This window comes from Maribacter sp. (genome assembly GCF_039974175.1).
Taxonomy (GTDB): Bacteria; Bacteroidota; Bacteroidia; order Flavobacteriales; family Flavobacteriaceae; genus Maribacter_C.
The window spans coordinates 381,924-408,271 of the sequence record NZ_JBDWJN010000009.1; the positions used below are offsets into that span (position 1 = coordinate 381,924).

The following is a 26,348-nucleotide window of genomic DNA, read 5'->3' on the forward strand; positions in this document are numbered from 1 at the left end:
CACCTTTGTGGGGCTGCATATAAAAAGTACCAGCATTAATGAATCAAGATTACATAAAACCAGATAACTGGTCGATTATAGAAGAAGGTTTTGACAAAGAGCGCGTAAAATCTTCAGAGAGTTTGTTCAGTATTGGAAACGGAGCCATGGGACAGCGCGCTAATTTTGAGGAGCAGTATTCGGGCGAAACTTTTCAAGGTAGTTATATTGGAGGGGTCTATTATCCTGATAAAACCAGAGTAGGATGGTGGAAAAATGGATACCCTGAATATTTTGCCAAGGTGTTAAACGCCCCGAATTGGATTGGAATTAACATCAGGCTAAATGGTGAACCATTAGATCTGAATACGTGCAAAGGTATTTCTCACTTTCGACGTGAACTAAATATGAAAGAAGGTTGGTACCAACGCTCTTTTCAAGCCGTAACCGCAAACGACATTCTTGTTGATGTTAATGTAACACGTCTTTTAAGTTTAGATTTGGATGAAGTCGGTGCAATAAAATATGAAATTACCCCACTTGAGGCCGATGTTGCAATTCTTTTTGAACCCTATCTAGACTCAGGAATTACTAATGAAGACAGTAATTGGGACGATAAGTTTTGGAATACTACCGCCGTCAGTTCGCAAGGCAACCAAGCCTTTGTAGAAGCACATACCATGAAGACGAATTTTGCGACATGTACCTTTATGCAAGCCCAGTTGTATAGGAACGGTAAGCGTAAAGAGCAAAAGCCTGAAGAAAGCAAAAAGGAGCTTTCTATTACGCACGGATACTCCCAGAAAGTGCCAAAAGGAGAAACACTTGGACTTCATAAGTTCGGCGGATATGTGGTTGATACGAATCATAAGAAAGAAGATTTGATCAACAGGGCAAAATTGGTTTTGAAAAAGGCAACCGATCTAGGTTTCGAGGCTTTATTGGAAAAGCAAAAAGAAGCTTGGAATGAAATCTGGAAAATGAGCGATATCACCATTGAAGGTGATGTTAAGGCACAGCAAGCTATTCGATTTAATATTTTTCAATTAAACCAAACTTATTCGGGTAAAGATTCAAGATTAAATATTGGGCCGAAAGGCTTTACAGGTGAAAAGTATGGGGGTAGTACCTATTGGGATACAGAAGCCTACTGCATTCCTTTTTATATGGCCACAAAAGACCAAATTGTTGCCCGAAATCTGTTAGAATATCGATACAATCACTTGGAAAAGGCCATTGAAAATGCTGAAAAATTGGGCTTTTCGAAGGGAGCTGCCTTATATCCTATGGTCACCATGAACGGTGAAGAATGTCATAATGAATGGGAGATTACTTTTGAAGAAATCCATAGAAATGGTGCGATCGCCTTTGCAATTTACAATTACTATCGTTTTACCGGAGACTACTCCTATATTCCTGAAATGGGCTTAGAGGTGCTCATTGGAATCGCACGTTTTTGGCACCAAAGGGCTACCTTATCCACACAAAAAGATAAGTATGTAATTCTTGGAGTCACAGGACCAAACGAGTATGAAAACAATATAAATAATAATTGGTACACCAATTATTTGGCGAAGTGGTGTATCAATTATACCATTGAGCAGTTGCAGAAAGTTCAAGATGGATATCCGGCGGATTACGATCGAATTACCGGCGTTGCTCAATTGTCGGAAGTGGAGATCACTAAATGGGAAGAAGTAGCAACGAACATGTATTTTCCGTTTTCTGAGCAATATGATGTTTATTTACAGCAAGACGGATTTCTAGACAAAGAGCTGATTACAGTAGCTGATTTACCTAAATCGCAGCGCCCCATAAATCAAAAATGGAGTTGGGATAGAATTTTACGTTCTCCATATATCAAACAAGCTGATGTTTTACAGGGGTTTTATCTTTTCGAAGATCAATTCACTACCGAAGCGCTCGAAAAACATTTTGATTTTTATGAACCTTTTACCGTTCACGAGTCTTCGTTATCGCCCTGCGTGCACAGTATTCAGGCGGCAAAGTTAGGCCGTATGCAGCAGGCCTATACCTTTTACTTACGTACATCACGATTAGATTTAGATGACTACAATAAAGAAGTGGAAGAGGGGTTGCACATTACTTCAATGGCTGGAACTTGGATGAGCATAGTTGAAGGCTTCGGCGGAATGCGAGTAATTGATGATAAATTGTCTTTTACACCTCGAATACCAGACCAATGGAAAGCCTATTCTTTCAAAGTCAATTTCCGAAAGCGTATTTTGAAGGTGACCGTGTCTAAGGAGGGCTCAAAATTTGAGTTGGAAGAAGGCAAAGAAGATATGTCGATTCGCGTCAATGGAGAGCGCCTAGTTGTGCACGCTGAACAGGCCTAAAATAGCTTTACTTTTTAGAATACAGAAAAGAATTTATGACAACCGCCAATAAAATACTGTTGCTATTTATTTCAATGGTATTTTTGGCGTGCAAAACTGATAAAAAAGGATCTGAGAATATGACGCCAAGGCAAGCTGCTAAGAAGAAAGAAGTCGTTTACCAAGTTTTTCCTAGACTCTTTGGAAATACAAGTACTTATAACAAACCCTGGGGAACCCTCGAAGAAAACGGAGTTGGGAAATTTTCTGACTTCTCAGAAAAAGCTTTGAAGGAAATCAAAGATTTAGGAGTAACCTACATTTGGTATACTGGAGTGCCACATCATGGAGTAATTACCGACTACTCGGAATTCGGAATATCAAATGACGACCCCGATATCTTTAAAGGGCGAGCCGGCTCGCCATATGCCGTTAAAGACTATTATAATGTAAATCCTGATTTGGCGGAAAACCCAGAAAGGCGCTTAGAAGAATTTAAACAATTGATTGAGCGTACACATGCAGCAGGGCTGAAACTGCTAATAGATATCGTACCGAATCATGTGGCTAGAAACTATGAAGGCATGTCAACCCCAAAAGGCACCGAGCCCTTTGGCGTATCTGACAATACCTTGGTGGAATACGAACGTGATAATAATTTTTATTATGTTCCCGACGCTGAGTTTAAAGTTCCTAATTGGGAAAATGGATACCTTCCGTTAGGGGGTGATAAGCATGCCTTATCCGATGGCAAATTCGAAGAAATTCCAGCAAAATGGACAGGCAACGGCTCTCGATTAGCTCAGCCAAATATGAATGACTGGTACGAGACCGTAAAGATAAATTACGGTGTTCGTCCAGATGGTTCGTATGATTTTGATGTACTTCCCGAAGGATATGACACCAAAAATTTTGAAGAACATTATCAATTTTGGTCAGATAAAAGCGTTCCTAATTCTTGGAAAAAATTTAAAGATATCGCGCTCTATTGGTTGGAAATGGGTGTAGATGGTTTTCGCTACGACATGGCCGAAATGGTCCCTGTAGAATTTTGGAGTTATATGAATTCACACATAAAAATGAAGAAGGCTGACGCCTTTCTTCTTGCCGAAGTGTATCAGCCTGCGCTTTATCGAGATTATTTACTAAGGGGAAAAATGGACTACCTCTACGACAAAGTAGAACTTTACGATAGCTTGAAACATATTATGCAGGGACATGGTTGGACAGACCATATTCCCAAAGTGCAAGAGGGTTTACAGGATATTGAACATCATATGCTGCACTTTTTAGAGAATCATGATGAACAGCGTATTGCCAGCCCTGACTTCGCAGGAGATGCTAAAAAAGGCAAACCCGCTATGGTAGTCTCTGCCACAATTAGTACATCGCCAACAATGATCTATTTTGGTCAGGAGGTTGGAGAAGCGGGTGCTGAAAACGCAGGTTATGGTAAACCTACCCGAACATCGATTTTTGATTACATTGGCGTGCCGCATCACCAAAGATGGGTAAATGACAGAAAGTTTGATGGAGGTCAGCTTTCGGAAGACGAAAAGAACCTACGAACTTTTTATAAGCGATTGCTAAATTTTACGATAAGTAGCAATGCCCTTATGGGATCATACGAAGACATACACTATTTTAACCGAGAACATACCAAGAACTATAATCATCGGGTGCTTTCATTTGTACGCTGGTCGGCTAACGAAAAAGTGATAGTGATTTCCAATTTTGATACGGACCAAGAATACACCTTCGAACTAAAAATTCCGCAGAAGGTCATTAAAAAATGGAATCTCCGAGACGGAAATTACTCGGTTCGTGATGTGTTATATGGAAAAGAAAATGTACTACAAGTTGATGATGGAATGGGCAAGATTAAAATTGAACTACATTCTTTGGAGTCATTTATTTTTGAACTACAGTAACTTGCTGTAAACATAAAAAAGGCTTCCCTATGGAAGCCTTTGAAATACTGCTTTTCATTTAGTTAATAGCTATTTGACTTTGTTATAAATTAGACCTGTCAAAAAGCCCATCACGGCAAAGAATAGAATATAAATCAATCCATTTACAAGTGCACCGGTCATATCAAAGATATTGGTGGTGGCGTGGTTGATGAGTTCATTTCCAAGCCCGACAAGAACTCCTATAAGAATTCCGAATTTTAATCCATCGGAAGTGGTATAGCTATTGGGCCCCCAATGTCTAAATATACTTGAAAATACGAAAGCTTGAATAAGACAGCCAAGCGCCAAAAGGCCCCATTCAGGCATTTCTCTACCAACCCCTGCGGCGGTTCCTAAATGACTGTTCAAAAAGCTATCAGCTAAAATTCCCCATAAAAGATAGCCGCCCATAAGTCCCCAAATAGCGGTCACGATTGTTGAGATCAAATTTGTTTTTGTAAACATAATATTGGTTTTAATTGGTTGTTGCGATATAAATCTAATTAAAAATAGATGGTTTTTTAAAAATTTAACAATAATTATCTTGCTGATAATCTGCGTTTTAGTTCGTATTGGTAGCTAATTTGCAAACCAATTCAAGTGCTGATAAAATTTCTAAATTGCAGAACCAATTGTATATTTGATTCTTGGTTGTAAAAAAAATGATTTGATGAAATTTGCTGTTCTAATTCTCTCGATTTTTCTCTTTTTAAACTGCGAAACTATGAATAAACCACTTGTTATTGGGCATAGGGGTGCCATGGGTCACGAAACCGAAAATACGATTGCCTCAATTGAAAAAGCCTTGGAATTAGAGGTAGATATGATCGAAATAGACGTTTTTAATGTAAGAAGCGGAGAGACTGTAGTTTTTCATGACACGGCCTTAGAGCGCCTGACCAACGCGGGAGGTAAGATAGAAGATTGGAGTTACTATGAGTTGCGGAAAGTCATAGTAGATGGGGGTCATAAGATACCTTTGTTGCAAGACGTACTCAAGGTTATTGATCACAAGGTCAGGCTTAACATCGAGTTAAAAGGCGCTGGAACTACTGACCGTATAAATTTTATTACCAATTACTATATTAAAGAAAAGGGTTGGAAAACTGAAGATTTTCTGATTTCTAGCTTCAAATGGGACGAGCTCAAAGCTATGCGAGCCCTTAATCCTGATATCCCTATTGCTGTGTTGACCGAAAAAGACCCGGTGGATGCTATCGCTGTCGCTAAGGAATTAAATGCTGAGGCTATCAATCCGAATTATAAAATGTTGAATGCGGAAAATAATTTGGCAATTCAAGAAGCGGGTTTTAAGGTGTATACTTGGACGGTCAACGAACCTCAAGATATCATGGCCATGAAAAGATTCGGTGTTGATGGCATTATTACGAATTATCCTGAACGCATTCGTTAATGTTTGATGTACTGATCGTCGGTGGAGGTGCGGCGGGCTTTTATGCGGCGATTCATATTGCAGAAGCAGATTCAAATCTAAAAGTTGCTATTCTCGAGCGCGGTAAGGAGGTGCTGTCAAAAGTAAAAGTTTCTGGTGGAGGAAGATGTAATGTTACGCATGCAGAGTTCGACCCCAGTGAGTTGGTCAAGAATTATCCGAGAGGAGAGAAAGAACTTTTGGGACCTTTTCACACTCATTGTAGTGGCGATACGGTAGCCTTTTTTGAAGAACGAGGCATTTCGTTGAAAGTAGAGGAGGATGGTCGTATGTTTCCAGTTTCAGATTCTTCACAAACTATAATCGACTGCTTTTTAAGAGAAACCAATCGTTTAGGTATTCAAGTGTTAAAACATAGTAGTGTAGTTGGAATTGCCGTAAAAGACTTTGAGGCCGAAAATATATGGGAGGTAGTTTCAATAAAGAAAACCTACCAATGTAAAAAACTATTGATAGCCACAGGAAGCAATCCTAAAATATGGAAAATGCTTGAGCAACTTGGGCATGCTATTGAAGCTCCGGTTCCATCGCTGTTTACCTTTAATAGTAAGGATGAGCGCATCAAAGGAATACCTGGTTTGAGCACCTATGCGAGAGTTGAAGTTTTAGCCAAAAAGACGTTTCAGCCTAAAATTACCATACCACTAAAAACCGAGCTTGCAGATAAAGTATTACTTAGTTCTGAAGGGCCTGTTTTAATAACGCATTGGGGTATGAGTGGGCCAGCTATTCTAAAACTATCGGCTTGGGGCGCAAAGATTTTGAATGAAATGAACTACAAATTTCACTTGAGAATAAACTGGTTACCCTCATATCATGCCAATGCCGTCATCAATTTGCTGCTTGAAATTAAAGAAGTAGAGGCAAAAAAAACAGTATTACGTACCAAAGCCGTTGACCTGCCTAGAAGATTATGGACCAATTTAGTCAGAGCTTCAGGCATTTCAGAAGATACGAAATGGGCCGACACAAGGAAAGAGCAATTACAGTTACTAGCCAGTCAATTGACTAAATGTGAATTTGTAATTGACGGTAAAAGTACCTTTAAAGAAGAGTTTGTAACTGCCGGAGGGGTGAACCTCAAAGAGATTAATTTTAAAACGTTTGAAAGCAAACTGCTACCCAATCTTTTTTTTGCTGGGGAAGTAATTGATGTAGATGCCATTACAGGCGGTTTCAATTTTCAAAACGCGTGGACTGGTGCTTACATAGCCGCCCAAGGAATTGCAAAGGGTAAAACATGAATACATATATAGCATTATTGCGAGGAATTAATGTCGGCGGTCAGAAGAAAATAAAAATGATCGACTTAAAAGCGATGTTCCTAAACATTGGCTTTAAAGATGTAGTAACATATATCCAAAGTGGAAATGTTGTTTTCAAATCAGATGCGCAAGAAATTCAAGTTTTGGAAGAAAGAATAATTAAAGGTATAGCCGACACCTTTGGTTTTGATGTTCCGGTATTGGTAAAAACAAAAACGGAAATAGCCAAAATTCTTCAAGAAAGCCCATATAATAAAACGGAAGATTTAGAAGCAAATAGAATCTATTATGTGCTATTAAAAGAACAACCAAAACAAGATGCTATTGCTGGCTTGGTTCAGCAAGATTATCCGAATGAGCTATTCTCGATTCGCAAGAATTGCGTTTATCTGAATTGTATATACGGCGCAGGAAAAGCAAAATTGACCAACAATATTGTGGAGCGCAAGCTTAAAGTAGCTGCAACGACAAGAAATCACAGAACCATGCTAAAACTTTTGGCATTGAGTGATTAATTAAAGAATTCTAGACATTACGATAAAAGAAAACCCCTCTTTACCGATTTGAAAATCATGATTTCCTACCTGCGAAAAATCGTTTTTTTTGTAAAAAGCTATCGCTCGATTGTTACTCTCTAAAACGGATAACCAAATATATTCGCTCTTATTTTCAATAGCTTTGGCCAATACGCTATTTTGGAGTTCGCGCCCAATTTTTAGTGAAATAAAATCCTTTAATACATAAATTTTTTGAAGTTGAGACACCTCATTCGAGTTGATAAATGGAGAACCCGATTTTAGCTTTAACTTGGCGTATCCGACAGGCAATTCATTCACAAAGGCTATCCAAAAGGCGTTATTTGCGTTGGCAATGCTATTTCTTATCTTTTGAACAGAGAAAGTGCGTTCGTAATAAAGCAATAGATCTTGTTTGTCTCTAAAAAGGGCTCCAAATGTTTCGCTAAACGTAACTCTACCTAAAAGAGAAATATACTCAGCATCGCTTACAGTTGCCCTTCTTATGCTTGTTACACCCATGTGTCAGATTAATTTTGAAGGGGGTATATTCAATTTAATTCCCAAATTTTATAGTTTAAGACAGTAGCGAAACAAACCCATAAAAAATACGGAATCAAAAGATAAGCAGCAGCTCTACTGACCACATTAAACCAGCGAATCGTCAATCCTAATAAAACGATCAGCATAATAATTACCATTAGCGCCCAAATAGGCTGTTTGAATCCAAAAAAAACAATACTCCAGGCGGCGTTCAAAAGCAATTGGAATCCGAAATGATATAATGCCGTTTTTACCCAAACATGATGCATTCCTTTGGCCCAAACTATACCCGCAGCAATTCCCATCATGGTATACAGAATCGTCCAAATGGGGGCAAAAAGCCAATTTGGAGGGTTAAAACTAGGCTTGTTCAGCGTTACAAACCATGTATTTAAGGAGCTTTGTGCGGCAAAACCAGAAAGAAACCCTATTAAAAGGCATACAGATACGGAAACAATAATATAGGTCAGCTTTTTTTTCAACAGAACTGGTTTTTCTCTAAAATAGTGAATTTATGGTTTAACAACTATCTTTGCGTAAATTCCATTTTGAATGACCGATAAAAACTTTGTTCCTTCTGTTTATTCGAATGAAACCAATGAAGGAAAAGTAACCTTTAAGTCTCCTAGTAACATTGCATTGGTCAAATATTGGGGGAAGAAAGAAAGCCAAATTCCGGCAAACCCCTCTATCAGTTTTACTCTGGATGCCTGTGCCACTACAACCTCGATATCCTATAAAAAGTTAAAAGAAAAAGGGTCAAGTTTTAGTTTTGATCTATTGTTTGAAGGAAAACCAATGGAGAGTTTTAAGCCAAAAATCACAACTTTCTTTGAACGAATTGAGAACTATCTTCCATTTTTAAAGGACTACAATTTTACCATCGAAACTTCGAATTCCTTTCCGCATAGTAGCGGTATTGCCTCTTCAGCCAGCGGCATGTCTGCTTTAGCACTTGGTTTAATGGCCATTGAAAAGGAATTGAATCCAGAAATGGAGCAAGAATATTTCATTAAGAAAGCTTCTTTCTTGGCCCGATTGGGCTCGGGCAGTGCCTGTAGAAGCATTGAAGGGGATTTAATACAATGGGGGAAGCATGGCGAAATAGATGGCAGTTCTGATTTGTACGGAATTAAATATCCATATGAGGTGCACTCGGTATTTAAAAACTATCATGATACCATTTTACTAGTTGATAAGGGTCAAAAGCAAGTGAGCAGCACCGTCGGTCACGATTTAATGCACAATCATCCATTTGCCATAAATCGTTTCGACCAAGCGCATAGAAATCTGACGAAATTGAAAAAGGTGTTTGCCGAAGGTGATTTAAAATCTTTTGTCGAAATTGTTGAAAGCGAGGCATTGACCCTCCATGCGATGATGATGACAAGTTTACCTTATTTTGTTCTAATGAAGCCGAACACCCTAGAGATTATCAATAAAATATGGGCTTTTCGCGAATCTTCGGGTACAAATGTCTGCTTTACCTTAGATGCCGGTGCAAATGTACATGTATTATATCCTGAAGCTGAGAAGGAAGAAGCTTTTCAATTTATTAAGAATGAGTTAGTTGCATTTTGCGAAAATGGACAGTACCTTTGTGACCGAATTGGTTTTGGAGCCAAAAAATTGTAACTTTTGATCATATTAGCGTCATATAGGCGTTAAGTAAAGAATCCCGAATCAAAACAGTCTATGAAAGGTCCCTTGTTTTATTCAAAAATATTGCTCTTCGGAGAGTACGGAATTATTAAGGACTCCAAAGGTTTATCTATTCCCTATAACTTTTTTAAAGGTGCATTGAAGACAGATGAAAATCCTTCAAAAGAGGCGCTCGATTCCAATGCGCACTTAAAGAACTTTGTGCAGTATCTTCAAGAGGTGGCTGAGGAAGAACCTGGGCTAGTTACTTTCGATTTTGACGGTTTGAAAAAGGATGTTGAGGCGGGTATGTATTTTGACAGCTCTATCCCTCAAGGATACGGGGTAGGAAGTAGCGGTGCTCTTGTAGCTGCTGTCTACGAACAATACGCGAAAGATAAGATAACAGTTCTTGAGAACCTTACCAGAGAAAAGCTCTTAAAACTAAAACAGATTTTCAGTAAGATGGAATCCTTTTTTCATGGAAAATCTTCTGGGCTTGATCCATTGAATAGTTATTTGAGTTTACCCATTCTAATTAACTCCCAAGACAATATCGAATCCACCAGCATACCTAGTCAAAACATGGAAGGTAAGGGAGCAGTATTTTTATTGGATAGTGGTTCAACAGGAGAAACTGCACCAATGGTACAACTGTTTATGGAAAAGATGAAACAGGAAGGCTTTAGAACCATGTTAAAGAATCAATTCATTAAACATACCGATGCCTGTGTAGAAGATTTCGTAAATGGAAATGTTAAATCACTTTTCGGAAACCTGAAGCAGCTATCACATGTGGTTTTGGATAACTTCAAACCCATGATTCCACCAAAATTTCATCAACTTTGGAAGCAAGGAATCGAAACAAACGACTATTATCTAAAACTTTGTGGTTCAGGCGGTGGCGGTTATATTTTAGGCTTTACACAAGATTTTAACAAAGCCAAATCAGCACTCAAAGACTATAATTTAGAAGTGGTGTACAACTTCTAGTACAACACATTCCAAATGCTAAGTAGAAAAAATAAACTCTTACTTTTAAAGTTATTGAGTCTGTTTTCTGTAGTACGAGGCTATAACATTCTGATTATTGCTTTGGCGCAGTACCTAGCTTCTATCTACATTCTGTCTCCGAACTTACCACTACGCCGCGTTATTTTTGATGTCAACCTGCTTTTTATTGTAATCGCCTCGGCATTGACAATTGCCAGCGGGTATATTATCAATAACTTCTATGATGCTGAAAAGGATTTAATCAATAAGCCTAAAAAAAGTATGCTCGATCGGTTGGTAAGCCAACGATTTAAATTGACCACCTACTTCATTCTTAATTTTTTAGCTGTTTTCGCAGCGAGCTACGTGTCTTTTAGAGCCGTATTCTTTTTCTCCGCCTATATCTTCGGAATTTGGTTCTATTCGCATAAATTGAAAAAAGTACCCTTTGTAGGAAATTTTGTTTCGGCTACTTTAGCCATTGCTCCCTTTTTTGCGGTGTTTGTGTATTATAAGAATTTTGAGACTGTAATATTCGTTCATGCCATCTTTCTTTTTCTATTGATTTTGGTACGTGAGATGATAAAAGATTTAGAGAATATGAAAGGTGATTTGGCACAAAATTATAAGACGATCCCCATTATTTACGGTGCAGGTGTTTCAAAAGTTTGTATTGCCGCCCTGATTTCGTTTACCCTCGTTCCTTCCCTTTTACTGATCACAAAATTTGATGTGGGTTTGATGAACTACTACTTTATGGGATGTATTGCCCTTCTGATTTTGTTTCTTGTTTTGCTGTTGAAGTCCAAGATCAAAAAGCACTACGTTTGGCTTCACAATATTTTGAAATTCATCATCGTTGCCGGCGTTTTTAGTATTTTGCTGATTGATATTGACCTAGTGCTGAATCGTATTTTATAATAGCGGCTAGAAAGTATAAAGAAGATTTATTGGTGACAATTAGCGAAATTCATATCAAAGAATAAAAACATTGATTTTATAAATGGAAAATATACTCAAAGTAGCCCTCGCCCAAATTGCACCGGTGTGGTTGAATAAAGAAGAAACCCTAAAGAAAATAGAAACAACGATTCAGGCAGCTGCAAAAGAAGAAGCGGAGCTTGTCGTTTTTGGAGAAGCCCTCCTGCCGGGGTATCCGTTCTGGCTAGCGCTTACCAATGGAGCCGAGTGGGATAGTAAAGTAAATAAGGAACTTCACGCGCATTACGTCCGAAACTCCATTCAAATTGAGGATGGGGAACTGTATGCAATCTGTAAGCTAGCGAAGGCAAATACTATTGCTATTTATTTGGGAATTATGGAAAGGGCTCAAAACAGAGGCGGCCATAGTATTTATGCCTCTTTGGTTTATATCAATCAAGAAGGGGAGATCAAATCAGTTCATAGAAAACTACAGCCGACCTACGATGAACGTTTAACCTGGGCACCCGGAGATGGCAACGGATTGCAAGTACATCCGCTAAAACAATTCACGGTCGGAGGGCTTAATTGTTGGGAAAACTGGATGCCTTTGCCACGAACTGCCCTTTACGGACAAGGGGAAAACCTTCATATTGCTGTTTGGCCGGGAAGTGAGCACAATACCAAAGATATCACTCGATTCATTGCGAGAGAATCTAGAAGCTATGTCATTTCAGTTTCCTCATTGATGAAGAAAACCGATTTTCCGAAAGACACACCACACTTGGGGGCTATTTTGGCGCGAGCTCCAGAAACCTTGGCGAACGGAGGTTCATGTATTGCTGGCCCAGACGGCGAATGGATTATTGAACCCGTACTTCATAAAGAAGGTTTGATCTATCAAGAATTAGACTTCAATCGCGTTTACGAAGAACGCCAGAATTTTGATTGCGTTGGGCATTACTCAAGACCTGATGTTACAAAATTGACAGTAAATAGAGAGCGGCAATCTACAGTGGAGTTTGAGGATTAAGACTACCTTTGCAAAAAATAGAAATGATGGGTAGGTCAGATTCGAACAACGATAAAAAAAAACCTGAGAAAAAAGGCGGAGCTTTCCGAAACAGAAAAATTGGAAGAGGAAAATCTTCCTTCAAAAAAACGGAAAGTAATAAACCGTCTGACCCGAATGTAATTCGTTTAAATCGATATTTGGCCAATTCTGGAGTATGTTCACGTCGCGAAGCTGATATCTATATTTCGGCTGGTAATGTAACCGTAAACGGTAAACCCATCACTGAAATGGGCTATAAGGTGCAATTAACCGATGATGTGCGCTTTGATGGGCGACGTTTAAACCCCATCAAAAAGGAATACGTTCTATTGAACAAGCCCAAAGATTTTGTTACCAGCGGCAGAGATGAAAGGGGAAGGCGCACCGTTAACAGTTTAGTGTCAGGCGCTTCTAAATCTGAATTAGCTCCAGTAGATAAACTCGATAAAAGTACTACGGGTTTGTTGTTGTTTACCAATGACGGAGAACTTTCAAAAAGACTAGCAAGACCCAAAAACGGACTTCGAAAAATATATCACGTCACCTTGACAAAAGAATTGCGCAGCGCAGATTTGAAGCGCATTAAAGAGGGGGTTAGCGTAGACGAGCACGCCGTAAGAGTTCAAGACATTAGTTTTGTAGATAATGCACCCAAGAATGAGGTAGGTATTGAGATTTACAGTTCTAGAAACAATATTGTGAAACGCTTATTTGAAGAACTAGAGTATGAGGTAACCAAACTCGATAGAGTAGTCTATAGTACGCTTACCAAAAAAGATCTTCCTAGAGGGCATTGGCGCTATCTAACCGAACAAGAGGTAATCAACCTCGGAATGGTACAGTAGCATATTTTACAAGTATCTTGATCGATTCATTGTAAGCTTGCATCGTTTTGACGGCTTTTTTCATCAAATAAAAACCAAGTGAAGAGTATATCGAATGTGTTGCTTTTTAATCAACACTACTGATTGTTAGAAACTGTTTTTCCTGATCTTTTGAACCAAAGAGAAGTATTTTAGATTCGTCTATCTGAATACCATTTCTAGCATCAAATATTCGATTTGGATTACGGTTTTCCTGTACAATATCATAGGTCCAATTACCATTTTCGTCAAACTTGATGACGTAAAGAACAGAATTTCCTTTGGTTATAGTTCCAAAAATGCCAGACTTAAATCGAGTTCGATCACCTGTCAGACCCATTTTTTTATGACCATTGAGAAACAAGTATAGTTCGTTTTCCTTAGTTAACGATGAAAAAGACAATACTTCGTTTAGGTATCCGCTTTCTTGATTTTTATTGATGTTACGTGCCCAAAGCATATCACCACTTTCCGACAATTTGATAATCGCAATATCATCAAAGTTGTAAGTTTGTGAAGTAGTTGCGTTGGTATTAAAATTTACTTCGATAAAAATCTCCTCAGCAGTAATAAGCATATCATTGTTGGATAGTGTTTGAATACTGCGAATATGAACATCTCTAAGTTCTTTTTTCTTTTGATCTCCATATTTATCATTCAAAAATTCTTCTGTAAATTTTTGAAAGTTACTGCTTTCGTGCTCGAGAGAAGACTTGTTTAATATTTCAACGAATGTTCCTGCCAGTTGATAATCTTGCTCATAAGAATAAAAACCTATACACTTGACCTTTGAATCGGTCAACTTCAGTTGAATACTATTGATAAAATACTTTTCGTCACCGAATGACGTAATTTTGGTTTCATCGGTTGATATTTTAAACAGCTCATGGGTATAGTTTGGTTTGCCGTTTTTATTCTTTCTTCTACTGTCTTCATAGATTCTTGCTACAATAAATGCCGTGCCTTCGTCATCTATGGTCGCTTCTTCCAAATCGAAAAGCTTATCCTTTTTTTCATGTGAAAATTCACGGCTCCAAAGTGGTTCCAAAGCATTGTTAAAAGTGAATAGCGCATGTCGCTCCTCTTTTTTGCTATAGGAGTCTACATAGAAAAGAAGCTTTTTACCATTTGGTGAAAAAGCTATATTACCACCAAAATCGGCGTCGAATTGCGAAGAAAGAAAACTAAAAAATCCTGGAAATTTTTTGATGTCAACCGCGAACAACTTTTTCTTTTCAAATTTGAGGTCTTTAGACGGGGAAACGTGGGCATAGCACTCCACGGTTTTGTTCTTTCTATTTTGCACATACTCCAACAAATGCAGTCTCCCCTCATTGATAAAAGCTCCTGCTAAAAAACTCGATTTCTCTGTAACTCTGTAATTGTAATATGATTTTGGTTCTATGTCATCATCCCAGAATTGAATAATATAACCTCTGGTCCAGCCTTTTGAGGGTACAAGTTGTCGATATTTTCTTATGGTATAGATTCCATTGACGGGGTCTTTGAGAGTACTGATAAGGGTGGTATTCTCAATACGCTCTCTAAAAATCCTGCTATACGAAGTATCGATCTTTATTTCTTGACCGAAGCCTTCTAAAAAAGTGAACAGAAGAAGAATCAGTGAGATTTTTTTCATGTTGAATGGAGCTTTACTTTAAAACGGACTGAAAATATATTATTGCCCATTGAAAATAGGTTTTGCAACATACATTTTACTTCTCTTCGAAAAGAAGCCAAAGATTTGGATCGAAATTTACAGCCTCTGGTCTTGAATCGACGGCTATTTCAAAAGTGGACTCTTTCGTGTTTACCTGAACAGATGAAATTACCGATTTGCCATTTTTCTTGACTTCGACTTCCATGGGAAATTCGAAGATATGATAGTCTTGAATTTGGTTTATAGTTATGTTGACCTTTCCTTTTTTATAGGTCCAGTTATATTTGATTTCAGGATAGCCTTTGGTGAAAATCCATTGTTGGAAAAAAGATTCGAGATTTTGCCCTGAAGCTTCTTCCATTGCTTTTTGAAAATCAACGGTCATTGCATTTGAATTGCGGTACTTTTTGTAATACGCTTTGATTCCCTTCCAGAACGTTTTATCACCTAATTTATGACGCAACATATTCAATATCCAACCTCCTTTTTGATAGGTATTCGTACTCAATACTTTCATGGGGTCTTTGATACTTGGGTCAACTATCGGCGATGGGTTTTTCGCGTAGTATTCGATAATCTGTTTTCTGTCTATCGCCAGTTCCTCTTTGCGTTTTTCGTCTCCATAAACGCTTTCCTGATACAAAATGGCAAAATAGGTAGCAAATCCTTCGCTTAACCAAACGTGATTCCAATCATTTTCAGACGCCGAATTTCCAAACCACTGGTGTGCAATCTCATGTGCAATTAATCCTTCAACTTCGTTTTGACCGGTAACGGAATTTTCAAAATAAGAAATAGTACCTGCATTTTCAAGTCCGCCCCATTGCGTTTTTGCTTGCATATTGGCTAGCTTGGCGTACGAATAAGGTCCAATATGATCGATGAAATATTTCAATACATTGGTGGCAACACCGTAGTCTGAAAATCCATCCAATCGATTTTCAGGATATACCCATGCAGAAACAGGTATGCCTTCTACCTCATCTAAAACTTTACTTGCGAATTTGGTTACTCCTACGGTAACAACTTTCATGGCGACGGGCGCGGCCTCTTTATACGAGGTTAATTTAGCACCGTTGCCCAAATTACTTTCCTCTATTTTTTCTCCAGTAGCCACCACATCGTAATGGTCGGGTGCGGTAATACGAAATTCAATACTTGCCTTGTCAGAAGGATGGTCAACAGACGGTAACCAATGACGCGCTAAATTAGGCCAGTTATCACCAAAGAATGAACGTTGTCCGAATTTGGTAGTGTCGATTACCAAACCGCGTTCTGGAATACCTTGGTATTGTATGGTATAGACTCGTTGCTTTGCTTCCTTGGCTGACGGAATAATTCTTATTTTGTTGCCTTCGTGACTGTAATTTGCCTTGATACTGTCTTCAAAAACACCTAGCACTTCCATACCATATGTACCTGATTTCGCTACGAGGTCTAATGAAAATTCATTGACTTCATTTTTAAATGCTACTGTCGCAATGGTTTCGCCTTTAATTTCGTTAGTGTCGTCATGTAACGAAAGATTGAAAATATACCCTTGCACGTCAGCGGATGTATTTCTGAGGTAGGTATCTTGGGCCTGAAGCACATAACCCAAAAGAAGAAAGGACACTAAAAGCAAGCTGTTTTTACGGAGTAATTTTTTCATCAGAATTAGAATTTTCGCAGTACGAATATAGTCCAAAAGCGCTAATGAAGTTTTTCCATCTTTTTTCGAATCTCCTCGAGACACAAATTACCCAAACTGCCTTCATGGGTATGTTGTATGTCTCTTTTGGGAGTGAAGTTCCCTTCATTGATGTCTTGTCCCATTTTTTTATAGGCGTCTCTGAAAGGCATGCCATTTTGAACAAGTTCATTTAAGGTGTCAACACTAAAAAGATAATCGTATTTTGGGTCATCTAGAATACTGTTATTTACTTGGATTTTGGTTAAACTAAAAGTGAGAATTTCTAGACACGCTTTTAGATCTTGAATCGCAGGTACTATAATTTCTTTCACCAATTGTAGATCACGATGGTAACCACTAGGAAGGTTATTGATAACCAAGTTCAGTTGATTGGGAACCGCTTGCAGCTTGTTACATTTTCCCCTTACCAACTCAAAAACATCGGGATTCTTCTTATGGGGCATAATGCTACTGCCTGTTGTCAATTCATCAGGGAACGAAATAAAATCAAAATTCTGACTCATGTACAAACAGATATCCATTGCCATTTTTGACAATGTGCTGGCAATACTTGACATTCCGAAAGCTGTAGCTTTTTCAACTTTTCCCCTGCACATTTGTGCTGCCACCACATTGTATTTCATGGTTTCAAAACTCATTTCTTCGGTCGTAAAGGTTCTATCAATTGGAAAAGAACTGCCGTATCCTGCCGCACTACCTAGCGGGTTTTGGTCGGCCACTCTGTATGCGGCATCAACAAAATACAAGTCATCGATTAGGCTTTCTGCATAGGCTGAAAACCATAATCCGAATGAAGATGGCATGGCGATTTGTAGGTGTGTATAGCCGGGAAGCAAAGTTGCCTTGTGTAGCGCTGCCAAATTCATCAGCAAATCAAAAAGACTTTTGGTCGCCGATTTAATTTCTTTTAGTTCCTCTTTTAAATACAAATGCATCGCCACTAAAATCTGATCATTTCGCGAACGTGCGGAGTGAATTTTCTTGCCCGTATCTCCCAACTTTTGCGTTAACTGAAATTCAATTTTGGAATGCATGTCCTCAAAGGAATCTTCAATGGTAAACTCTCCTTTTGCTATTGCTATTCCAATAACATCTAACTCTGCAATCAAAGCCTTGGTTTCGTCCTCCGTCAGCAAACCTATTTTACCCAGCATTTTGGCGTGAGCCTTTGAAGCAATCACATCATATTTTGCTAAATACAAATCGAGTTCTCGGTCATTACCTACCGTAAAATGGTCTATTTTTTTATCTGTGCTGAATCCTTTATCCCAGAGTTTCATAATGCTTTGTTTTCATTCCTACAAAGGTCGGAATCTGTTTACTATTACCATTGTCAGTTCGAGCGGAACGGAAGAAAGTTGCATTGGTAAAATACAGCGCGACGTCGTTCGATATAACCGCAATTCTTATTTGATAAATCCTTCTAAAATTTTAATATACAAATCAATCCCCTCTTCAATTTCGTGAACGTAGATAAACTCATCTGCGGAATGCGAACGAGTACTATCACCGGGCCCCAGTTTCAACGATTGACAACTCAATGCAGCCTGATCTGAAAGGGTAGGAGAGCCGTAAGTTTTTCTTCCTAAAGCAATACCTGATTGCACCAAGGGGTGGTTCTTATCTATTTTTGATGAATTGAGTTTTAAGCCGCGTTCTTGCAACTTACATGGAGCTTCTGATTTTAATAGCGTTGCAATTTCGCTATTCGTATAGGCATCATTCACACGAACATCAACCACCAGTTCGACTTGGGCGGGCACAACATTATGTTGACTTCCGGCATTGATTTGTGTCACCGTCATTTTCACATCGCCCAAGACCTCTGATGATTTATCGAACTTGTAATTCTTAAACCATTCCAATACTTCAATAGTATTATAAATGGAGTTATTATCATTCGGATGAGCTGCGTGCGATGGGGTTCCTTTAATAGTCGCATCAAATACAATCAATCCCTTTTCTGCAATGGCCAAATCCATAAGGGTAGGTTCTCCCACAATAGCCACATCAATTTCGGGAAGACTAGGAAGCAGTCCCCTTAGACTATTTTCTCCAGCGCTTTCTTCTTCCATAGAAGCAACCATCAGAATATTGTAATTAAGCTCTTCGCATGCATAAAAATAAGAGAAGGTAGCAAGTAAGGAAACCAAACATCCTCCAGCATCATTGCTGCCCAAGCCAAATAATTTACCATCCTCAATATGAGGATGAAATGGGTCTTTTGTATAGGCCTTATTAGGTTTTACCGTATCGTGGTGAGAGTTCAAAAGTAAGGTAGGTTTGCTATCATCCCAGAATTTGTTTTTGGCGAAAACATTGTTGTGAATTCGTTCAAAAGGAATGTCGAATGTCTTGAACCATTCTTGAATTGCGTCGGCGGTTTTATCTTCATTCGAGGAAAATGATTCTATTGAAATTAACTGTTTCAATAATCGCAAAGCCCTATCTGTAAGTTGTTTTCGTGTCATTCTATAAGGTAATCGTTGTGAAGAGTTCATTTTCAGAGTACAGCATCGAAGGATGTCCTACGCACACTTTGCTCACATTTTTATTTAGAGCATGAAAACAGTTTTTCAGTTTGGGAAGCATACCATCTGCTATGATTCCGGCATCTAATAGCTCTTTATATTTTTTTGAATCGATATGTTTTACGACAGAGTTATCATCAGCGATATTCATCAAAACGCCATTCTTTTCAAAGCAATAGTAGAGTGTAGTATCATACAGCTCACTCATACCAATAGCCAGTTCTGAAGCTATGGTATCTGCGTTGGTGTTCAACAATTGTCCGTTTCCATCATGTGTCATTGCACAAAAAACGGGAGATAATTCGGCAATCAATAGGTTTGAAATCATTTGGCTATTTATACCATCAATATCACCAGCAAAACCATAATCGATCGTTGTTACAGGGCGCTTATGGGCCTGAATGGCATCTCCGTCAGCGCCGCTCAAACCAATAGCATTGCAATTCGCTGCTTGTAATTCTGCCACGATGTTCTTGTTGGTTAGACCCGCATATACCATAGTAATTACTTCAAGAGTGTTGCTGTCGGTTATTCTTCGTCCCCCAACCATTTTTGATGCTATGCCTAGCTTGGTTGCCAACTGGGTCGCAAGTTTTCCGCCACCGTGTACAAGAATTTTCAGCCCTTCTAATTCGGAAAAGGAATGAAGAAACTTGGAGAGCTCAGCTTTGTCTTCAATGATGTTTCCACCAATTTTTACAATAGAAAGGTTTTGTTTCATGATTCCAATAACTTTTTCAAAACCACTTGTGCGGCATAGGTTCGATTGTTGGCCTGTTCGATAACCAAAGATTGCGTACCGTCTAAAACAGCATCTTCGACCACCACATTTCTTCGAACAGGCAAACAATGCATAAATTGCGCTTTGCCGAGTTTTTCTTGTGTCATCATCCAGTCGGAATCTTCGTGCAAAACCTGTCCATAATCGGAATAGCTACTCCAGTTTTTTACATAGATAAAATCGGCATCCTCACAAGCCTTCCGTTGATCGTGTTCAATGGGAACATTATTTACGATATCAGGGTTCAAATCGTATCCTTTCGGATTGGTAATTACAAAATCAGCATCTTGTAACTGCATCATTTGAACAAAAGAATTTGCAACTGCATGCGGCAATGCTTTTGGGTGTGGTGCCCATGAAAGCACAACTTTGGGTCGTGTTTTGGTATTTTGTTCGCCTAGCGTAATCGCATCAGCGAGGGCTTGTAACGGATGAGCTACGGAGCCTTCCATATTTACAATGGGAACCGAAGCGTACTTCTTAAAGCCGTTTAAAACTACTTCAGCCTCATCTTTTTCTTTATCTGTTAGCAATGCAAAAGCTCGTATTGCAACGATATCGCAATATTGCGAGACTACCCTGGCAGCTTCTTTTATATGTTCTGAAGTACCTTGGTTCATAAGGGTGCCATCTTCATACTCCAATGACCAACCCTCACTTCCGAAGTTCATCACCATTACTTCCATACCTAGGTTTAAAGCAGCCTTCTGAGTGCTCAGTCGGGTTCTCAAACTGTTGTTGAAAAACAACAGGCAAATGGTTCTACCTGACCCCAACGCTTTATGGGCGGTAGGGTTTTCTTTCAATTTTCTAGCTTCTGCAACCCAATCGGGAAGCGAGTCGATGTCATGTATCGATAAATAATGTTTCATAATGCTGTATTTGCCCACTCCTTAAAAAGGAGAAAATCTACCCTACCTCTGCTGATGGAAGGAATACTCATAATCTTATGCTAATTCGTCTAGTAATTTTTCAAAGAAAAGATCTAAGTCTTCTTTTGTAATATTTAAAGCTGGTAAAATGCGAAGAACACTTTTATCTTTTGCACCCCCAGTAAACAAATGTTGTTTGTAAATTAGTTTTTTGCGGAGTTCTGCTATTTCGAAATCGAATTCCAGCCCCAACATTAGGCCCCTGCCTTTTACACGTTTTAGCTGTGGAACTGTTGTCGCCTTTTGTCTGAAATATTCACCCAGTACCTTGCTATTTTCTATGAGATTCTCTTTTTCCAATACTTCTAAAACCGCCAAGGTTGCAACACAAGCCAAATGGTTTCCGCCAAAAGTGGTTCCCAGTAATCCGTAAGACGCTTTAATGTCTTCATGAATTAGAATGCCACCAACAGGAAAGCCATTACCCATACCTTTGGCAACACTAATAATGTTTGGTCTAATGTTGTGATGTTGGAAGCCAAAAAATTTACCGCTTCTTCCGAAGCCCGATTGCACTTCGTCTGCAATAAGAATTACATTGTTTTGCCCGCACAATTTTTCAATCTCTTGGTAAAATGGTGTTGAAGGTTCGTCTAACCCTCCCACACCCTGAATGGCCTCTATGATAACCGCACAAACATCTCCTTTGGTTATTTCAGTTACAAAGCTATCAAGATCATTCAAGGGTAAAATGGTTACCTTTTGCTGTTTGTTTAAAGGAGCGTTTATTTTTTCATTGTCTGTGGCCGCAACTGCTGCTGAGGTTCGCCCGTGAAATCCGTTTTTGAAGGCGATCACTCTAGTTTTTCCAGTATGGAATGAGGCCATTTTCAAGGCATTTTCATTGGCTTCGGCACCAGAGTTACAGAGGAAGAGATTATAATCTTCACATCCAGATAGTTTTCCCAATTTTGTTGCCAATTCCTTTTGAAGTGGATTCTGAACGGCATTGCTGTAAAACCCTATTTTATCTAACTGGTCTTTTAATCGCTTTACATAATGTGGGTGCGAATGCCCAATTGAAATCACGGCGTGTCCACCATAAAAGTCAAGGTATTCTTGACCTTTGTCGTCAGTTACAGTAATTCCCTTTGCGGAAACCGGACTTACCTCGTAAAGTGGATATACATCGAATAGGTTCATACTTTAAAATTCAAATTCAAACCCAAATATCAAATTCAACACGCTGAGCATTGCAGTACATTTTGTACTTTATTTTGACATTTGTATTTATGTTTTACTTCGTTTTAAACTCTGTTATCTTGTCGAATGAGGCTACAATTCCCTGTATTAGGGAAGAACTCAGACCTTGATGCTCCATTTCATTAAGTCCTTGAATAGTACAGCCCATGGGCGTGGTAACGCGGTCAATTTCCTCTTCGGGGTGATTGCCTGACTCAATTAATAAGCTTGCCGCTCCGTTACAGGTATGCATGGCCAGTTCTTGTGCTTCTTTGGCATCAAAACCTAGTTGAATCGCACCTTGTGTTGTAGCGCGTATCAAACGCATCCAGAAGGCAATTCCACTGGCACATATTACCGTTGCGGCCTGCATCTGTTCCTCTGGGATCTCCAGAGAATGTCCCATTCTGTTAAAAATGGCTTTTGCCAGGTCGATACGTTTTGCCCCCTTTTCGTTAGCGCAGATACAGGTCATTGATTTTCCAACAGATATGGCCGTATTCGGCATGCTGCGAATAATATAATTTTCTGAACCAATAATGCTTTCCATTTTGGCAATGCCAAAACCTGTTATAGTGGAAATTACTACATGCTTTTCGGTTAATAAATCTTTGATATCTCCCAAGATTTGAGCAAAATGAGCGGGTTGAACCGCAAAAATCAAGATATCGGAATTTTGTACGGCTGCTCTATTATCGGAAGTTACGGAGACATTTCCGTAATTTTCGAACTCTTTTATAGATGCTACATTTCTTTTGGTCAAGTACATGCTAGTGGCACCATTGCTGTGCAATACCCCTTTGGCTATAGAAAGGCCTAAATTTCCAGCTCCTATTATGGCTATTTTCATTTGTAATTGCTTTTAATATCTTTCCTGTGAAAGCAGGAATCTTTATAATTCAACTCTTGTTTAATAAAATTAAGTCGCGACTGCGCTCGAACAGAAAGGGGTTATCAAAACACCCCTGCTTTTAACTGCAAACCTTCACTTTCCGTAAACCCAAACATCAGATTCATGTTTTGAACCGCTTGACCTGAAGCCCCTTTTAGGAGATTGTCTATGGCTGATGTTATGAGTAAGGTATCGTTATGTTTATGCAAATGAACATGGCATTGATTGGTATTCACTACCTGTTTTAAATGTATAGGTTCTTCGGCTATATGTGTGAATTCGGCTTCTGAGTAAAAATCTTTGTACAGTTGAACAACGTCGGCCTCGCTTCCTTCAAATTGGGTATAGGCGGTGGCCAAGATACCTCTGGTGAAATTCCCTCGATTGGGTAGGAAAAACAATTCTCCTAAATTTTGTTGTAGTGATTTTAGACTTTCATTGATTTCACCCAGATGCTGGTGAGTAAAGGGTTTATACCAGCTAACGTTATTGTTTCTCCAACTAAAATGAGTAGTTCCTGATGGACTCACTCCTGCACCTGTACTTCCGGTAACCGCATTGATATGAACGGCTTTAGTCAGCGCCCCAGTTTTTGCTAAAGGCAGTAGCGCTAACTGAATTGCTGTTGCGAAACATCCGGGGTTGGCTATGTATTTTGCTTGTTGGATCTGTGTTTTTTTTAATTCGGGAAGGCCGTAAACAAAGTTTTTCCCGTTCAAAGTTGCATCTTTTTGTAAGCGAAAATCATTGCTTAAATCAATGATTTTTGTTGCCAAAGAAAACTGGTGTTCACCTAAAAATTTGGTAGAATTTCCATGCCCTAAACACAGAAAAACCACGTCTACTTCTGAATTTACATTTGAAGTGAAAGTTAAATCGGTTGTGCCCAATACATCAGGATGCGCCGAGGAAATGGCTTTACCCGCTCTTGTAGTACTATACACAAAATCAATTTCCACCTGTGGATGATGTAATAGAATTCGAATCAATTCTCCACCTGTATATCCTGAACCGCCTATTATTCCTGCTGTTATCATACTTTTAGTTTGTTCCTGCCAAGACAGGAATTTGTTTATTTTGTTCTAAATTTTACGTTGAGACCCTTGGCATATGGCCTGTGTCATCAACATCACTTTTGCCTCTTTTGAACTGTGCATTGCTGACTGCATATCTCGTTCTGCATCAAGTATTTTCATTTACGTGATTATAGATCTTTCCTGAGTTAGATAGTATTTTGATGAAGCCTTTGGCATCATCAGCCGACCAACCTTTGTTCATTTCGCCATAACTTCCGAAAGAGGCATTCATTAAGTCGTGCTTTGAAGAGATTCCATGAAGCCTGAACTGGAAAGGATACAATCCTACATAAACATCTCCTGAAACCGTCTTTTGAGTATCTGTCAAAAATGCTTCGATATTGCGCATTACGGCATCTAGATAATTTCCTTCGTGCAAAAGCATTCCGTAGAAATTACCTTGCTGCTCTTTCTGATATTGCTGCCATTTGGTTAGCGTATGTTTCTCCAACAAATGATGTGCTTTAATGATTATTAATGATGCTGGAGCTTCAAAACCGACACGTCCTTTAATACCAATAATGGTGTCGCCTACGTGAATATCTCTGCCAATCGCGTATTTAGAGGCCAGTGCTTCTAGCTTTTCGATATTTGCTACAGGATTATCTTTGCTGTCATTAATAGCAACCAACTCGCCCTTATTAAAGGTGAGTTTCACTTCAGATGGTTCTTTTTCTTGCAACTGACTAGGATATGCGGAATCTGGCAAGGGCTTTTCAGAGGTTAAGGTTTCTTCACCACCTACCGATGTTCCCCAAAGGCCTTTGTTGATAGAATATTTGGCTTTTTCCCAAGGATAGTCTACCCCGTTTTGCTTTAAATATTCGATTTCAGCTTCTCGAGCTAGTTTATTATCTCTAATTGGAGTGATAATCTCAATCTCTGGGGCTATAATTTGAAAAATCATGTCAAACCGCACTTGATCATTTCCGGCGCCAGTGCTTCCATGTGCGATATATTTTGCACCCACTTTCTTGGCATAATTTACGATTTCAATTGCTTGTACAATACGTTCTGCACTAACTGATAACGGATAGGTATTGTTTTTTAATACGTTTCCAAAGATGAGGTATTTGACCACTTTTTCGTAGAAGGTCTGAACGGCATCGATTGAAGTATAGGAGGTTGCTCCCAACTGTATTGCTTTTTCTTCAATTGTTTTGATTTCATCTGAAGAAAACCCGCCGGTATTCACACTCACAGCATGCACTTCAAAACCTTTTTCTTTTGATAAATACTTCGCACAGTAACTCGTGTCTAATCCACCGCTATATGCTAAAACTAATTTGCTCATAATAATTTGGTTCATTCCTGCGAAGGCGGGAATCATTTTTATTTATTCAATTTTCTACTTGGCAAGGAAGTGAACCGACTGCTGTAAAAAGAGTCAACGTTCTCTTCTCTCTACACTATTTTTTTCTTTTTAAAAACAAGCTTTCTTTGATACTTTTCAACCGTTTAAATGCTTTACCATTGATCTTCTTTTCTTTCTTCTTTGATTTGGTAGCAGGGTCATATAACATGCCTGTACACAGACACATTTTTTGTTCGGTTCTGGTCAACACATCAAAGTTTTTGCAGGTTTGACAGCCCTTCCAAAATTCTGGATCATCAGTAAGTTCAGAGAAGGTCACCGGTTTGTAGCCCAATTCATAATTGATTTTCATTACTGGCAGTCCGGTGGTAATGCCAAAGATTTTGGCTTCAGGAAATTTTTCTTGCGACAGCTTAAAAATGCATACCTTAATTTGTTTGGCGAGTCCTTTTGACCTGTAATCGGGATGTACGATTAATCCAGAATTGGCAACGTACTTTTCATGACCCCAAACTTCGATATAGCAAAAACCAGCGAAAGTATCGTTATCTAAAGCAATAACGGCATTGCCATTCTCTAGCTTTTTTCGAATGTATTCGGGCGTACGTTTGGCAATTCCCGTTCCGCGCACCTTGGCCGATGCGGCAATTGTGTCGCAAATAATTTGTGCGTACTTAAAGTGTGATGTGTTAGCAACAATAATGTTCATTGCTATAATGATTTAAAAGAGTAAAAAGAGAAATGTGATGTGCTTGTGCGGAACTGGAC

General features: G+C 38.9%; 24 protein-coding genes. 10 read left to right on the top strand and 14 right to left on the bottom strand.

The annotated features are described in order from the left end of the window. Positions 1–38 precede the first annotated feature (38 nt). Both ABJN95_RS08095 and ABJN95_RS08100 read left to right on the top strand, forming a co-directional pair. Complete coding sequence (locus ABJN95_RS08095) at positions 39–2,339, top strand: glycoside hydrolase family 65 protein (protein ID WP_348369877.1); 2,301 nt, start codon at positions 39–41, stop codon at positions 2,337–2,339. A 35-nt stretch (positions 2,340–2,374) separates the two neighbouring features. Then, the gene (locus ABJN95_RS08100; protein ID WP_348369878.1) at positions 2,375–4,249 is read left to right on the top strand and encodes an alpha-amylase family glycosyl hydrolase; all 1,875 of its coding nucleotides are present in this window, start codon (positions 2,375–2,377) and stop codon (positions 4,247–4,249) included. Between the two features lie 69 nt (positions 4,250–4,318). Here the strand turns inward: ABJN95_RS08100 and ABJN95_RS08105 are convergent, their stop codons facing one another. Next, positions 4,319–4,735, bottom strand: a complete 417-nt coding sequence (locus tag ABJN95_RS08105) for a hypothetical protein (RefSeq protein WP_348369879.1) — start codon at positions 4,733–4,735, stop codon at positions 4,319–4,321. Between the two features lie 259 nt (positions 4,736–4,994). Here ABJN95_RS08105 and ABJN95_RS08110 point away from each other — a divergent pair, with 259 nt between their 5' ends. Genes ABJN95_RS08110 through ABJN95_RS08120 form a run of 3 tightly spaced genes read left to right on the top strand, consistent with a single transcriptional unit; the run spans position 4,995 to position 7,503 of the window. Beyond that, positions 4,995–5,684, top strand: coding sequence for a glycerophosphodiester phosphodiesterase (locus tag ABJN95_RS08110; RefSeq protein ID WP_348369880.1), 690 nt, complete (start codon positions 4,995–4,997; stop codon positions 5,682–5,684). Beyond that, positions 5,684–6,967: an NAD(P)/FAD-dependent oxidoreductase gene (locus ABJN95_RS08115; protein WP_348369881.1), complete on the top strand. Its 1,284-nt coding sequence runs from the start codon at positions 5,684–5,686 to the stop codon at positions 6,965–6,967. Before ABJN95_RS08110 ends, ABJN95_RS08115 begins: the two co-directional genes overlap by 1 nt. Beyond that, entirely contained in the window at positions 6,964–7,503 is a 540-nt protein-coding gene (locus tag ABJN95_RS08120) for a DUF1697 domain-containing protein (RefSeq protein ID WP_348369882.1), read from the top strand. The genes ABJN95_RS08115 and ABJN95_RS08120 overlap by 4 nt, the downstream gene beginning before the upstream one ends. Here ABJN95_RS08120 and ABJN95_RS08125 read toward each other — a convergent pair whose 3' ends face one another. Next, positions 7,504–8,025: a GNAT family N-acetyltransferase gene (locus ABJN95_RS08125; RefSeq protein ID WP_348369883.1), complete on the bottom strand. Its 522-nt coding sequence runs from the start codon at positions 8,023–8,025 to the stop codon at positions 7,504–7,506. A 29-nt stretch (positions 8,026–8,054) separates the two neighbouring features. Beyond that, entirely contained in the window at positions 8,055–8,528 is a 474-nt protein-coding gene (locus ABJN95_RS08130) for a TspO/MBR family protein (RefSeq protein ID WP_348369884.1), read from the bottom strand. 70 nt (positions 8,529–8,598) lie between these two features. Here ABJN95_RS08130 and ABJN95_RS08135 point away from each other — a divergent pair, with 70 nt between their 5' ends. The 5 genes from ABJN95_RS08135 (at position 8,599) to ABJN95_RS08155 (ending at position 13,500) form a co-directional block, all read left to right on the top strand. Next, entirely contained in the window at positions 8,599–9,681 is a 1,083-nt protein-coding gene (locus ABJN95_RS08135; protein ID WP_348369885.1) for a diphosphomevalonate decarboxylase, read from the top strand. A gap of 60 nt (positions 9,682–9,741) precedes the next feature. After that, positions 9,742–10,680, top strand: a complete 939-nt coding sequence (locus ABJN95_RS08140; RefSeq protein ID WP_348369886.1) for a mevalonate kinase — start codon at positions 9,742–9,744, stop codon at positions 10,678–10,680. A gap of 15 nt (positions 10,681–10,695) precedes the next feature. Then, positions 10,696–11,601: a geranylgeranylglycerol-phosphate geranylgeranyltransferase gene (locus ABJN95_RS08145; RefSeq protein WP_348369887.1), complete on the top strand. Its 906-nt coding sequence runs from the start codon at positions 10,696–10,698 to the stop codon at positions 11,599–11,601. Between the two features lie 82 nt (positions 11,602–11,683). Beyond that, entirely contained in the window at positions 11,684–12,634 is a 951-nt protein-coding gene (locus tag ABJN95_RS08150) for a carbon-nitrogen hydrolase family protein (protein WP_348369888.1), read from the top strand. A 26-nt stretch (positions 12,635–12,660) separates the two neighbouring features. Beyond that, a complete protein-coding gene (locus ABJN95_RS08155; RefSeq protein WP_348370082.1) occupies positions 12,661–13,500 on the top strand; it encodes a pseudouridine synthase in 840 nt (279 codons plus the stop codon). Positions 13,501–13,606: 106 nt separating this feature from the next. Here the strand turns inward: ABJN95_RS08155 and ABJN95_RS08160 are convergent, their stop codons facing one another. The 11 genes from ABJN95_RS08160 to ABJN95_RS08210 all read right to left on the bottom strand — a co-directional run bounded on the left by ABJN95_RS08160 (position 13,607) and on the right by ABJN95_RS08210 (position 26,289). Further along, on the bottom strand, positions 13,607–15,157 hold the full coding sequence (locus tag ABJN95_RS08160) for a hypothetical protein (protein ID WP_348369889.1): 1,551 nt from the start codon (positions 15,155–15,157) through the stop codon (positions 13,607–13,609). A gap of 76 nt (positions 15,158–15,233) precedes the next feature. Next, a complete protein-coding gene (locus ABJN95_RS08165; protein ID WP_348369890.1) occupies positions 15,234–16,829 on the bottom strand; it encodes a M1 family metallopeptidase in 1,596 nt (531 codons plus the stop codon). Between the two features lie 41 nt (positions 16,830–16,870). Next, the gene (gene argH, locus ABJN95_RS08170) at positions 16,871–18,151 is read right to left on the bottom strand and encodes an argininosuccinate lyase (RefSeq protein WP_348369891.1); all 1,281 of its coding nucleotides are present in this window, start codon (positions 18,149–18,151) and stop codon (positions 16,871–16,873) included. A gap of 126 nt (positions 18,152–18,277) precedes the next feature. Further along, positions 18,278–19,342 carry a M20 family metallo-hydrolase gene (locus ABJN95_RS08175; RefSeq protein ID WP_348369892.1) on the bottom strand — a complete coding sequence of 355 codons (1,065 nt, stop codon included), beginning with the start codon at positions 19,340–19,342 and terminating at the stop codon, positions 18,278–18,280. Between the two features lies 1 nt (position 19,343). Beyond that, complete coding sequence (gene argB / locus ABJN95_RS08180; protein WP_348369893.1) at positions 19,344–20,123, bottom strand: acetylglutamate kinase; 780 nt, start codon at positions 20,121–20,123, stop codon at positions 19,344–19,346. Then, positions 20,120–21,055, bottom strand: a complete 936-nt coding sequence (locus ABJN95_RS08185; protein WP_348369894.1) for an acetylornithine carbamoyltransferase — start codon at positions 21,053–21,055, stop codon at positions 20,120–20,122. Before ABJN95_RS08185 ends, argB begins: the two co-directional genes overlap by 4 nt. A 75-nt stretch (positions 21,056–21,130) precedes the next feature. After that, a complete protein-coding gene (locus tag ABJN95_RS08190) occupies positions 21,131–22,258 on the bottom strand; it encodes an aminotransferase class III-fold pyridoxal phosphate-dependent enzyme (RefSeq protein WP_348369895.1) in 1,128 nt (375 codons plus the stop codon). 94 nt (positions 22,259–22,352) lie between these two features. Continuing rightward, a complete protein-coding gene (gene proC / locus ABJN95_RS08195) occupies positions 22,353–23,147 on the bottom strand; it encodes a pyrroline-5-carboxylate reductase (protein WP_348369896.1) in 795 nt (264 codons plus the stop codon). A 104-nt stretch (positions 23,148–23,251) separates the two neighbouring features. Then, positions 23,252–24,226, bottom strand: coding sequence for an N-acetyl-gamma-glutamyl-phosphate reductase (gene argC, locus ABJN95_RS08200; RefSeq protein WP_348369897.1), 975 nt, complete (start codon positions 24,224–24,226; stop codon positions 23,252–23,254). Positions 24,227–24,371: 145 nt separating this feature from the next. Continuing rightward, the gene (gene argG / locus ABJN95_RS08205) at positions 24,372–25,559 is read right to left on the bottom strand and encodes an argininosuccinate synthase (protein ID WP_348369898.1); all 1,188 of its coding nucleotides are present in this window, start codon (positions 25,557–25,559) and stop codon (positions 24,372–24,374) included. A gap of 115 nt (positions 25,560–25,674) precedes the next feature. Continuing rightward, positions 25,675–26,289, bottom strand: a complete 615-nt coding sequence (locus tag ABJN95_RS08210; protein ID WP_348369899.1) for a GNAT family N-acetyltransferase — start codon at positions 26,287–26,289, stop codon at positions 25,675–25,677. Positions 26,290–26,348: the final 59 nt, after the last annotated feature.

Bases quoted from the DNA above. Each gene is read 5' to 3' on its own strand.
- ABJN95_RS08125 (WP_348369883.1), bottom strand. From the start codon at position 8,025: ATGGGTGTAACAAGCATAAGAAGGGCAACTGTAAGCGATGCTGAGTAT.
- ABJN95_RS08150 (WP_348369888.1), top strand. From the start codon at position 11,684: ATGGAAAATATACTCAAAGTAGCCCTCGCCCAAATTGCACCGGTGTGG.
- argC (WP_348369897.1), bottom strand. From the start codon at position 24,226: ATGATAACAGCAGGAATAATAGGCGGTTCAGGATATACAGGTGGAGAA.
- argG (WP_348369898.1), bottom strand. From the start codon at position 25,559: ATGAGCAAATTAGTTTTAGCATATAGCGGTGGATTAGACACGAGTTAC.
- ABJN95_RS08105 (WP_348369879.1), bottom strand. From the start codon at position 4,735: ATGTTTACAAAAACAAATTTGATCTCAACAATCGTGACCGCTATTTGG.
- ABJN95_RS08100 (WP_348369878.1), top strand. From the start codon at position 2,375: ATGACAACCGCCAATAAAATACTGTTGCTATTTATTTCAATGGTATTT.
- ABJN95_RS08175 (WP_348369892.1), bottom strand. From the start codon at position 19,342: ATGACACGAAAACAACTTACAGATAGGGCTTTGCGATTATTGAAACAG.
- argH (WP_348369891.1), bottom strand. From the start codon at position 18,151: ATGAAACTCTGGGATAAAGGATTCAGCACAGATAAAAAAATAGACCAT.
- ABJN95_RS08165 (WP_348369890.1), bottom strand. From the start codon at position 16,829: ATGAAAAAATTACTCCGTAAAAACAGCTTGCTTTTAGTGTCCTTTCTT.
- ABJN95_RS08185 (WP_348369894.1), bottom strand. From the start codon at position 21,055: ATGAAACATTATTTATCGATACATGACATCGACTCGCTTCCCGATTGG.
- ABJN95_RS08190 (WP_348369895.1), bottom strand. From the start codon at position 22,258: ATGAACCTATTCGATGTATATCCACTTTACGAGGTAAGTCCGGTTTCC.
- ABJN95_RS08155 (WP_348370082.1), top strand. From the start codon at position 12,661: ATGGGTAGGTCAGATTCGAACAACGATAAAAAAAAACCTGAGAAAAAA.
- argB (WP_348369893.1), bottom strand. From the start codon at position 20,123: ATGAAACAAAACCTTTCTATTGTAAAAATTGGTGGAAACATCATTGAA.
- ABJN95_RS08145 (WP_348369887.1), top strand. From the start codon at position 10,696: ATGCTAAGTAGAAAAAATAAACTCTTACTTTTAAAGTTATTGAGTCTG.
- ABJN95_RS08210 (WP_348369899.1), bottom strand. From the start codon at position 26,289: ATGAACATTATTGTTGCTAACACATCACACTTTAAGTACGCACAAATT.
- proC (WP_348369896.1), bottom strand. From the start codon at position 23,147: ATGAAAATAGCCATAATAGGAGCTGGAAATTTAGGCCTTTCTATAGCC.
- ABJN95_RS08115 (WP_348369881.1), top strand. From the start codon at position 5,684: ATGTTTGATGTACTGATCGTCGGTGGAGGTGCGGCGGGCTTTTATGCG.
- ABJN95_RS08135 (WP_348369885.1), top strand. From the start codon at position 8,599: ATGACCGATAAAAACTTTGTTCCTTCTGTTTATTCGAATGAAACCAAT.
- ABJN95_RS08120 (WP_348369882.1), top strand. From the start codon at position 6,964: ATGAATACATATATAGCATTATTGCGAGGAATTAATGTCGGCGGTCAG.
- ABJN95_RS08095 (WP_348369877.1), top strand. From the start codon at position 39: ATGAATCAAGATTACATAAAACCAGATAACTGGTCGATTATAGAAGAA.
- ABJN95_RS08140 (WP_348369886.1), top strand. From the start codon at position 9,742: ATGAAAGGTCCCTTGTTTTATTCAAAAATATTGCTCTTCGGAGAGTAC.
- ABJN95_RS08110 (WP_348369880.1), top strand. From the start codon at position 4,995: ATGAATAAACCACTTGTTATTGGGCATAGGGGTGCCATGGGTCACGAA.
- ABJN95_RS08160 (WP_348369889.1), bottom strand. From the start codon at position 15,157: ATGAAAAAAATCTCACTGATTCTTCTTCTGTTCACTTTTTTAGAAGGC.